The organism is Planctomyces sp. SH-PL62 (assembly GCF_001610895.1).
Classification (GTDB): Bacteria; Planctomycetota; Planctomycetia; order Isosphaerales; family Isosphaeraceae; genus Paludisphaera.
On the sequence record NZ_CP011276.1, the window covers coordinates 41,866 to 53,687 of the forward strand.

The 11,822-nt window shown below is 67.9% G+C and carries 4 protein-coding genes; all 4 read left to right on the top strand.

Annotated features, from left to right (window positions below):
- The first annotated feature begins 438 nt into the window (after nt 1-438).
- On the top strand, nt 439-771 hold the full coding sequence (locus tag VT85_RS28120; RefSeq protein WP_068423101.1) for a transposase: 333 nt from the start codon (nt 439-441) through the stop codon (nt 769-771).
- Nucleotides 772-1,220: 449 nt separating this feature from the next.
- A complete protein-coding gene (locus VT85_RS26165; protein WP_082859089.1) occupies nt 1,221-2,417 on the top strand; it encodes a TIGR03032 family protein in 1,197 nt (398 codons plus the stop codon).
- A gap of 147 nt (nt 2,418-2,564) precedes the next feature.
- Entirely contained in the window at nt 2,565-10,052 is a 7,488-nt protein-coding gene (locus tag VT85_RS29825; RefSeq protein ID WP_068423103.1) for a choice-of-anchor Q domain-containing protein, read from the top strand.
- 858 nt (nt 10,053-10,910) lie between these two features.
- Complete coding sequence (locus VT85_RS26175; RefSeq protein ID WP_068423105.1) at nt 10,911-11,681, top strand: RNA polymerase sigma factor; 771 nt, start codon at nt 10,911-10,913, stop codon at nt 11,679-11,681.
- Nucleotides 11,682-11,822 lie beyond the last annotated feature (141 nt).

The window sequence follows — 11,822 nt, forward strand, 5'->3', positions numbered from 1 at the left end:
GAGGCCGGCGGTGGGCGACGGGCCCCCGACGCCGGGGACCTCCAGCAGAATGCGCTGGATCGGTGGGATTATCTCATGATGGCTCACCCCATGCAGCCCCGCAGCGGCCGACCGGATATGACGATTGCTAGGTCGTGTTGACGTCTAGGGGGGACGACCGGACTGGAGCCGACCGCCATGCGATACAGGATCACCGACGAGATCTAGGCCGTCTGGGGACCGATGGTCGAACGATGCCGCTCGCGGCTCGGCCCCGGTCCGGAGCTGGCCGACCGCATGTTCATTCGAGGCCGGCCTCTACCGGGCCCGCACCGGCGTCCCCTGGCGCGACCTGCCGGCGGAGTTCGGGGCCTGGGACGCGGTCTTCAACCGGCTCCGCCGCTGGATCCACTCGGGGCGGCTCAAGCGGCTGTTCGAGCTGACGGCCGAGCGGGCCGAGTGCGAGGACGCGAGTCGGCTGATGATCGACTGGACGGTCGTCCGCGCCCATCAGCACGCCGCCGGGGCGCGGCGCGAAAAGGGGGCGCGGAGCCGCAGGCCCTCGGCCGGTCGCGCGGCGGCTTCACGACGGACGCGGTCCGCGACGTCGTCCTCGACGCCCTGCGGGTCATCCCGAACCGCAAGGAGCCCTGGCCCTGGCACGACGAGATGCGCGAGACCTACAAGCAGCGGAACCGGGTGGAGCGGGCGTTCGCCGAGGCCAAGCAGTTCCGCCGCTTCGCCACAAGGTATGAGCAGTTCCGCCGCTTCGCCACAAGGTATGAGAGGTGAAGGACGTCTATCTCGGCGTGGCCTATCTCGTCTTCGGATTCATCCACGTTCGGAAGCTCGCCGAATCCGTCAACACGCCGTAGTAGCTTGTCGCGAAGATGAGTCCCGAATCTGCGCGAAGTCCCCGCGGGAGAGCTTCGCGCGGATCAACCACCTGCCCCTATCGCAGATGAAACACCATCCGAGCCGCGGAAGCCTCGCGATGGAGAAACAAAGTTTCGGGTGGAGCGACGACTTCCTACTGGATTTTTTTGGCGTCCGGCGAAGCGGCATCGCCAAGTATGAACTATAGTGTTTAACAAGTCGACCCGATCCAGGGGCAGCGTTCCCCCCGTCGCCGCGCGCCTCGCGCTAGTGCACCTGTATTAGTGGCTTTCTTGTAGGCGAACGCCCAATGCAGGCCCAACACCGTTCAGCACTCTCAAGGCGCCGGGGAGACTAAAGTGACGATGCAGAGCGGACCCATCCCCCCGACTGCCTCGACGATCCAGCTGGACGGTCGCGAACTCGCGGGCGTGCGCGGATCGCTCGGCGGCCCGCCTTCGGACGCCGCACCCGCCGGCGAGGCCCAGCCGCTGCGCAGCGTCCATACCAGCAACTTTTCCGCGATCCTTCAGGAACTCGGGATCTCCGTGCTGGTTACGACCTACCAGGCCGGCAAGTTGGTGATGCTCCGCCCCGACGGGAATCGCCTTAACACGCATTTCCGCGGCTTCGGCAGGCCGATGGGCCTGGCGGTGGACGGGGATCGGCTGGCCATCGGCACGGCCGCAGAGATCTGGGAATACCACAACTCCCCGGCCGTGGCCCGCCGCCTGGAGCCGGCCGGCAGCCACGACGCCTGCTTCTTGCCGCGCTCGTCGGTCTGCACCGGCGACGTCCAGATTCACGAGATGGGCTGGGCTCGTTCCCGCGGTGATGACCCCGAATTGTGGTTCGTCAACACGCGCTTCTCCTGCCTGTGTACGCGAAGCGACAAGCACAGCTTCGTACCACGATGGCGGCCGCCGTTCATCTCGGCGCTGGCGCCTGAGGATCGCTGCCATCTGAATGGGCTCGGCATGGCGGGGGGCCTCCCGGCGTACGTCACCGCCCTGGGAACGACCGACACGCCCGCCGGCTGGCGGGCCGACAAGCAGGACGGCGGCGTCATCCTGGACGTGCCCTCGGGAGAGGTCATCGCCCAGGGCCTGTCGATGCCGCACTCGCCGCGCTGGTACGACGGCCGCTTGTGGGTCCTTGAGTCAGGCCGCGGGGGCTTCGGCTGCGTCGACCCCGACACGGGAAAGTATGAAGCGATCGCCGTGCTCCCGGGTTTCACCCGCGGCCTGGACTTTTGCGGACCGCTGGCCTTCATCGGCCTGTCGCAGGTGCGTGAAAGCGCCGTCTTCAGCGGCATCGACGTCGCCGAGCGGCCGCTGGCGGAGCGCTGCTGCGGCGTCTGGGTTGTGAACATCGAGACGGGTCGGACTGTCGCGTTCGTGAAGTTCGAGGACGCGGTCCAGGAGATCTTCGCCGTGCAGGCGCTCCCCGGAATGCGACACCCGGACGTCATCAACGATCAGCCGCGCATAATCTCCGATTCATTCGTCGTGCCGGACGAGGCGCTGAATCTCGTACCTGGTCTGCTCCGCCATGACGCCTGATCGACCGGGTTTTCTCCTTTTAGAACGGTCCATTTGATGAAATCGACGCATTCGTCCCGCGACGCTTCCGGTCCCCGGATGGATGTTTCGCAAGTTCACCGGTGCGACGCGTCTCGGCGGCGATCGCGACGCCGGAACGCGCCGCGGTTGGAGTTCCTCGAGGATCGGGTGGTGCCGACGGTCCTCCTGGTCACCACCCTGAGCGATGAGATGGTCGCCGGCGCCGGCCTCTCCCTGCGCGAAGCCATCCGGGCGTCCGTGACGCGCACCTCGGTGGACGGCTCGCCCGTGGGCACCGGCGACGACGTCATTCAGTTCGATTCGAAGTTGGACGGCGGGACCATCTCCCTCTACACCGCCCCGATCACGACGCAAGCCGGCCTTTCGGGCTTCGAGGTCGGTACGACGCTGGTGATCGACGGCGAGACCGGATTATCCCGAGGCATCACCATCGAGCGCGACACGAGCGCCGCCCAGTTCCGCTTCTTCCATGTCACTTCGACCGGCAACCTGACCTTGAAGGGCTTGACGGTCCGCCGATTCGCGGCCCGGGGCGGTGCCGGCGGCAGCGGGGGCGGCGCCGGCGGCGGCGGTGCCGCAGGCCTGGGCGGGGCGGTCTTCAACCAGGGCTCCCTGACGCTCCTCAACAGCACGCTGACGGGCAACACCGCCCAGGGCGGCGCCGGCGGCAATCGGTCTGCCAACGAGGGGCCGGGCAACGGCGGCGGCGGCCTGGGAGCCCCGGGCGGTGCCGGGGGGACGCAGGTCGGCGGCGGCGGCGGCGGGCCCAATGCCGGTTCCGGCGGCAACCCCGCCGAGAACGGTTACAACGGCGGGTTCGGCGGCGGCGGCGGCGGCGGCGGCAAATATCAGTTTCTCGTTCCCCTCGTCGGTAGCGGAGGCGCGGGCGGGTTCGGCGGCGGCGGGGGGGGCGGCGGCTCCGACGCCTATGGAGCCTTCCAGGCCAACTTCAAGGGCGACAGCGGCGGCAACGGCGGATTCGGCGGCGGCGGCGGCGGCCCAGGCCACGACAATCAGACGGGGCACCCGAATCCTGGCGCCGGCGGGTTCGGCGCCGGTAACGCCGGCGAGGGCGGCGGCGGGGGCGGCGGGGCCGGCATGGGCGGCGCCATCTTCAACCTCTCGGGCACCGTCGTCATCGCCAACAGCACCTTCACCGACAACGCGGCCATCGGCGGCGGCGGCGGCCGCGGCGTCATCGCCGCGGGTGTCACCGGCGTGAGCGGAGCGGCCGGCAAAGGGCTGGGCGGCGTCGTGTTCAACTACAACGGCACCGTCACGATCTCCAACAGCACCCTCTCCGGCAATTCCGCGGACCAGGGCGGACGCGGCATCTTGAACCTGCGCAACGGCAACGCCCCGGCCCAGTTGGTCCTCAACAACACCATCGTCGCCCAGGGCGACGCCACCGTGTCCGACGTGCTCGTCCAGGTGATCAATAGCACCGTGATCGATCCGGCCGCGGTCAGCGGCACGGCCAATCTCATCCGCACGATCGTCGGCCCGGCCAGCTTGACGGGCACGGTCTCGGGCGATCCGAAGATTGGTTCTCTGGAACGCAACGGCGGTCTGACCCCGACCCTTGCGTTCGAGTTCGACAGCCCGGCACGCAATGCGGGCAATCAACTCGTGGCGACGCAAACGGATCAGCGCGGTGCGAGCCGAGGCAGTCGCCCGGACATCGGCGCCTATGAACTTCGCCAGGGATTCTCCCTGATCGTCAACACCGCGGCGGACGAGACCACCAACAGGAGTACGCTGTCCTTGCGCGAGGCGATCGGCCTTGCCGACGACACGCTCGATTTCAGCGCGCTCTCCCCCGCGGAACAGGGCCAGGTCATTCCCATCTCCGACTTCGACAGCACGATCAGCTTCGCGACCAGTCTGGCAGGCGCGACGATCACGCTCTCCACCGCGGGCGATGGCCGCGCCGGACCGTCGGCGTTCGCGGTCAACAGCCCGATCGTCATCAATGGTCCCGCGGGCGACAGCGGCGTCACCCTATCCGCCGCGGGGACGGCGATGCGCCTCTTCGCCGTGGCGAGCGGAGGAAGGCTGACGCTTCGGAACCTGACGCTCGTTGGGGGCACCGCCCAGGGATCCGCCGGCGGAAGCGGGGACGGCGGCGACGGAGTCGGAGGGGCCATCTACAACGAGGGCCGGCTGTCGATCTTCAACAGCACTCTGACGGGCAATACCGCCCGGGGTGGGATCGGCGGTTCCGTTCTTGGATTCGGCGGGGACGGCGGCGACGGCCAGGGCGGTGCCGTGTTCAATGAGGCGGGCACCGTCGTCATCATCAACAGCACCTTCACCGGCAACTCGGCCATCGGCGGCGCCGGCGGCACCGCTCTCTTCCTCGATGGCGACGACGGCCAGGGGCTGGGCGGCGGACTTTTCAATCACAATGGAAGCCTTACGGTAACCAATAGCACGTTCTCCATGAACAACGTGGTCCAGCCGCTTGGCGCGACGCTGATCGCGGCCGGCCGCGGCATCTACAATCTCAACGACTCGAACCCCACCGCGTACACGTCCATAAGCAGCACCATCATCGGCCAGTCCGACATCTTTATCGAGGACTTCACCGGCACGGGTAGCCCTGCTCAAGGCAGCAACAATGTGATCCGAAGGATGAGCGGCGGCCTCTTCTCCTCCACCATCACGGCCGATCCTCTGCTCGGCCCGCTGCAAAACAACGGCGGCCCGACGCAGACCATGGCCCTCGTAGGCAGCAGCCCGGCCATCGACGAGGGGATCAGCTTCAACGTGGCATTGACCGATCAACGCGGCGTGCCTCGGAATGTGTACAGGGTGGACATCGGCGCCTATGAACGCACCAACTTCCACCTGATCGTCAACACCACGGCCGACGAGACCACGATCGAAAGCACGCTGTCCTTGCGCGAGGCGATCAACCTCATCAATGGCGCACTCTCTCTCAGTTCGCTATCCGCGGCGGAACTGGCCCAGGTCCTCGCGGCCGACACCGATCGCATTTCCTTCGCCGGCAACCTGAACGGCGGCACGATCACGCTCTCGACCGTGGGGGACGCCAGCGTCGGGGCGTCGGCGCTGCTGGTTTCCAGCGCCATCGCCATCGAGGGCCCCGGCGGGGATTGCGGCGTCACCCTGTCCGCCGCGGGGGTGCCGATGCGCCTCTTCTACGTGACCAGCACCGGCAGCCTGACCCTGCGGAATTTGACGCTCAGCGGCGGCACGGCCCGGGGCGCGGCCGGCAGCGGGGCGGGCGCCGGCGATGCTGGTCGGGGCGGTGCGATTTATAACGATGGCTCGCTGACCGTCCTCAACAGCACCTTCACCGGCAACTCCGCCGAGGGAGGCGCCGGCGGTTCGGGCGGCGGTGCCGGGGGGGACGGCATGGGGGGCGCCATCTTCCATGAAGGGAGCGACGATTTCCGCCGCTCCGTTTACATCATCAACAGCACCTTCACCGGCAACTCCGCCATCGGCGGATCCGGCGGTTCAGGTGGAACAGCGGGCAAGGGGCTGGGCGGCGCACTGTTCAACCACAACGGCTATATCTCGATCGACTACAGCACCTTCTCCGGCGACACGGTGACCCAGGGCGACGGCTCGACGCTGTTCGCGGCCGGCCGCGAAATCTACAGCCTCGACGATTCGACGTCCCTCTCTGCCGGTGTGGACATTGACAGATCCATCGTCGGTCAGAGCGACACCAGCGTTTCCGAGGTGGTGGGCAGCGGCGGCGGCGAAGATATTGGAATGCTCAGGGCCTTTGCGAGCTTGATCCGCACGCCGACCTTTGCAAAACCCGAAGATAGCAATTGGTTTACGTCCATGGTTCCCGACGGCGACCCTCGGCTCGGCCCCCTGCGAGACAACGGCGGTCCAACCTGGACCATGGCCCTTTTGCCCGGCAGCCCGGCGATCGACGTCATGACCGTCGACTCCGGCAACCGTCTGCGGACGGACCAGCGCGGCGCCTACCGGCTTCTCCCCGCGGACATCGGCGCCTTCGAGGTCCGCCCGACGCTCAACATCATCGTCAACACCACGGCCGACGAGGCCGTCGACACCGATGACGGCACGCTCTCATTTCGCGAGGCGATGAACCTGGTCATCGGCACGCTCAAGATCAGCGACCTGTCCGACGACGAGAAGGCCCAGGTCTCCGCCTCCATCTCGATCGTCAGCACGATCACCTTTTCCGGCAGCCTGGACGGTGAAACGATCACGCTCAACGCCGTGGGCGATCAGAACTTCGGGCCGTCGGCTTTTCTGGTCAACAACCGGATCGTCATCGACGGTTCCAGCGGCGGCAGCCGGATCACGCTGTCGGCCGCAGGCACGACGATGCGCCTCTTTCGCGTGGCGAGCAGTGGCAATCTGACATTGCAAAACTTGACGGTCAGTGGCGGCAAAGCCCAGGGGTTCGACGGAGGCACCGCCGGCATAGGAGGTGCCGGCGGCGGCGGGGCCGGCCTCGGGGGCGCGATTTTTAATCAGGGGTCGTTGACGATCCTCAACAGCACCCTGACCGGAAATTCCGCCCAGGGTGGCGACGGAGGGTGGCGGGCCTTCTTGCTGAACGCCTACGGCGGCGGCGGAGGCGGCGGACTGAATGCCGCCGGCGACGCGCCGTACGACAGGAGCGACACCCATCACCCGGGTTGGGGCGGCAACGGCGGCGGTAACTTCCCCTATTCCGGCGCGGCCCGTGGCGTCGATTTCTCCTCGTCCTATATCAACGGACGGGACGGCGGGTTCGGCGGCGGCGGCGGCGGCGGGTTCGGCGGCGGACTCACCGCCACGAGCGGAGCCGGCGGAGCGGGCGGGTTCGGAGCGGGCGGCGGCGGAGGCGGCGGCGGGTATGCATTCGGCGCCGGCGCCGGCGGCGCGGGCGGGTTCGGCGGCGGCGGCGGCGGGGGGAATCTCTCGGCCCAAGGCGCCGGCGGCTATGGCGGCGGCAACGCGGTAAATATCGGTGGCGTAAGCACCGCGGGGGGCGGCGCCGGGATGGGCGGGGCCGTTTTCAACGAAGCGGGCGTCGTCGTCATCACCAACAGCACCATCACGGGGAACACGGCCATCGGCGGCGACGGCGGCGGCGGCTACCCGCTCCCCACTACCAGAGCGGCCGGCAAGGGGCTCGGCGGCGGACTGTTCAACCACAACGGCACCGTCACGGTCACCGACAGTGACTTCACGGGCAACACGGCGGCTCAGGGCGCCGCCCTTCGCAGCCTCAGCGATTCGAATGGCAACACCACGGCCTCCGTCTCCGCCGCCGCCTACATCACCAACACCCTCCTCGGCCAGGCGCAGACGATCAACTTCGATCTCCTGCCCGACAAGACCTACGGCGACGGCGACTTCGTGATCAGCGCATCGGCGAGTTCCGGCTTGCCCGTAAGCTTCACCGCCAGCGGTGAAGCGAGCGTCCTGCTGATCGGCGACGTCTGGTACGTGCACATCATCGGGGCCGGCATCGCCACCATCACGGCGCACCAGTTCGGCGACGCGAACAACGACCCCGCGCAGGACGTCTCCCGGGATCTCATCATCGCCAGGGCCTCGTCCGTGACGACGACCATCGGTGACGGCCCGTTCATTTACGACGGCGGGGTCCATGCCGGCGGGTCCGGGACCGTGACAGGGGCCCGACTGGACGTCGACGCCACCTCGTTGACCTACTCGGCCCACAGCGATGGGACGGGCGTCGCCGACCTGACCAACGCGGGCGTCTACTACGTGACCGCCCATTACGCCGGCGACGACAACCACACCGCCAGCGACGGCGAGGCGGTCGCCATCGTGATCGGCAAGGCGACGGCCGCGATCACGGTCACGCCCTACGCGACGACCTACGACGGCGACACGCACACGGCGGCCGGCACGGCCACCGGCGTCGGGGGCGTCGACCTGAGCGGAAGCCTCAACCTGGGCGGCACGACGCACACCAACGCCGGCTCCTACGACGGCGACGCATGGAGCTTCCACGACCCCAGCGGCAACTACGAGGACGCCTCCGGGACGGTCGACAACGTCATCGCCAGGGCCGATGCGGTGATCGTCGTGACCCCCTACAACGTCATTTACGACGGCGGCTCCCACACGGCCACCGGCCTGGTCGGCGGCAATCCGTCGTCGGGGCTGAACCTGGGCGGTACGACGCACACCGACGCCGGGGACTACGGCGGAGACGTCTGGACCTACCACGACGCCGAGGGCAACTACAACGACGCCGCGGGGACCGTCCATAACTCGATCGCCAGGGCCGATCAGACCATCGCCTTCGGGCCGTTCGGTACGGCGACGTTCGGCGGCGGCCCGATTCCACTGGCTTCCGCGAGCACCTCCGGATTGCCCGTGGTCTTCAGCGTCGTCTCCGGCCCCGGCATGATCCAGGGCGGCAGCCTGGTCTTGCTCGGCGCCGGCACGATCGTCGTCCAGGCTTCCCAGGCGGGGGATGCGAACCACAACGCAGCCGTCGCCGTGCGGCGAGCCCTGGTGGTCGATAAGGCCGTCGCGACGATCGTGATCAATCCGTACGCCGTCACCTACGACGGCCAGGCGCATGCCGCGACCGGTGCCGTGACGGGCGTCGGCGGCATCGACCTGAGTTCCGGACTTGTGCTCGGTGGCACGACGCACACCGACGCAGGCTCCTACGACGGCGACGTCTGGACCTTCCACGACCCGAGCGGCAACTACGAGGACGCGGCCGGCGCCGTCGCCAACCGCATCTTCAAAGCCGACCAGACCATCACCTTCGGCCCACTTGGGCCGGTGACCTACGGGGCTGGTCCCATCACTCTGATCGCCACGAGCAGTTCCGGTCTTCCCGTAACCTTCAGCGTCCTCTCCGGCCCCGGCAGCATCCGCGACTCTACCCTCACGGCGTCGGGCGCGGGTCGTATAGTCGTCCGGGGCGCGCAGGCGGGCGACGGCAACTACAACCCCGCCTCCTTCGTGCATCAGACCCAGGTCGTCGACAAAGTGAACCCGACTTTGCCGGGGGTGGTCGCCGTCCGCGTGCGCTACGGGAACGGCAAGAGCCACGACCTCACCGATAGCTCGCGCGAGAGCCTCCCCTGGAGGATCACCGGCGTGGAAGTCGTCTTTAGCAAGGCCGTCTTCGGCACTGGCGCCAGCCTGATTCGCCACAGCCCCGCCCTGAGGCTCGCCGGCTTCCGTGGCAATGGCAGCAACACCCTCCGCTGGACATTCGCCAGGGCGGTGGAATCGACGGATCTCATGGTCCAACTCGCTTCGACTGGTACTAATCGCATCCGCGACGCGGCGGGCGGCGCGCTTGACGGCGACGGCAATGGAGTCGCCAGCGACGCCTATTCCCGCACCTTCAAGGTGCTGTACGGGGATTACGACGGCGACGGCAGTGTCACGACGTCGGACGCCGCGGCGATCCGCAATCTGGTCGGCAGAACGAACGTGTTCGCGGACCTGAACGGGGATGGCAGGGTCAGTCCCGCCGATGTACGAATCCCCCTCCGCCGCCGCAACATTCGCGACGCCATTCTGAACTTCGGCCGAAATTGGCGGATGATGAGTCGTGAGACGCATATCGCGGGGGCAACGAGCACCTCGAGCGGTCCCGGCAATCCATGACGCCCGCGCCGGGGCGACTTGTTTGCAAATCTTGTCCCATATTGCAGCCGTTGAGGCTGACGAGGATATCGTCCGGCTGGACGCCGGCCGAAGAGGACAGGCCCTCGACGTTCGAGGCCTGAAAACGATCTCCGCGCGATAGGCATATCGCTACGAGCAGCGACCTACCGCCCGTCGGCCGCGAGGCCCCGCCGATGTAAGGAGGGCCGGCGGGGAAGCGCAGCGGCAGCGGATCGGCGGGACGAACGGGTACCTCTAGATTGCGGCGCGAAACGCTGACCACGCCGACCGCCGCCAGGAGCGCCCTGACCGCAGGATCGACCTCGTCGGCCCAGAGCACCGGCTTAAGGCCCATTGCCGGCACCGGAAGCAGGGCCAGTTCGAAGGCCGGATCGACGCCGACAACCCGTGCGGGTGCGACCCGTCCGTCCGGCAGGCGGCCCGACGGTCGGCCGGGCAAGACGCTCGACTTGGCGACGACCCATGACGACAGGCGTCGAGGCTGACCTAAGGTCGTGTACCCGGCCTTGGCATAAATCTTACGGGCTTAATCGCCGAAGATGTCGTTCAACCCTCCAACCACGTAAGGATCTGCGCGTCGACTTGTGCGATCCCACGGGATCCGCCTCCGCATCCCTATCGATCGGCCGCCGCTAGTGGATGGTCGAACTCGTGGGGACGGTCGACTTCGCCAGCCGAAGGCGGCGTCTTCTTGGCGGGCGTAACTCCGTCGAGAATCGCGTACGCATGGCGAGGGGCGGCGATTTCGGCGAAAGCGGAAAATCTTGTAACCGATTCCGGCGTGGCGACTCTGTAACTGGAGACGCACGACGTTGCGTTCTCCCGGGGGACACGCCAATGCATCCATACTCAGAATCATGGACATCCAGAATCGGACGAGACGTCCCGGAATCGGATCGGCCCGCGAGACCGCACGATGAGGCGGCGGAACCCGCGGCCATCCCGGTCGCGCCTACGGACGAGGAGATCGTCCGCCGTGTCCTCGAGGGCGATACGGCCTCGTTCGAGCTGATCATGAGGCGGTACAACCAGCGGCTCTTCCGCGTCGTCCGCAGCATCATCGGCGGTGAGTCGGAGACCGAGGACGTGATGCAGGAGACCTACCTCCGGGCCTACGAGCACCTGGGGCGGTTTGAGGGACGCTCGCAGTTCTCCACGTGGCTCACGAGGATCGCCGTGCACGAGGCGACGGCTCGGCTGCGGAAACGACGCCTGCGGCGCATCGCATCGGATCGATCGGGGGCCGCGCCGCCGGCCGTCGATCGGGACGCCGTCGAGGAGGCGAGCCAGAGGGAGCTGGGGCGCGTGCTCGCCGCGGCCCTGGACGCCCTGCCGGCGGAGCTTCGCGTGGTCTTCACGCTGCGGGTGGTCGAGCGGCTCAGCACCGAGCAGACCGCCGAGTGCCTGAACCTGACGCCCGCCAACGTCAAGGTGCGGCTGCATCGCGCCCGGTCCGCGTTGCAGCACTGGATCGACCGGAAGATCGGAGAGGAGGCGCGGCGGCTATACGCGTTCGCCGGGGAGGATTGCGACCGGGTCGTGCGGCGGGTCCTGGAGCGGATCGGGCCGAGGCCCCCCGAAGCGGGGACGGTCGAATTCCTCCGCTGATTCGCGGATTCCCGCCCCCGCGTCCGCGAGACGAGACGAGACGGGGCCGGCGTCGCCTCCCGGACGCCGATCATCGGTCAGGTTGGAGGTCGCCGACGGGCGGCCCGGTATGTCTCCGGGCGGTCCGCGCGACTCGAGTCG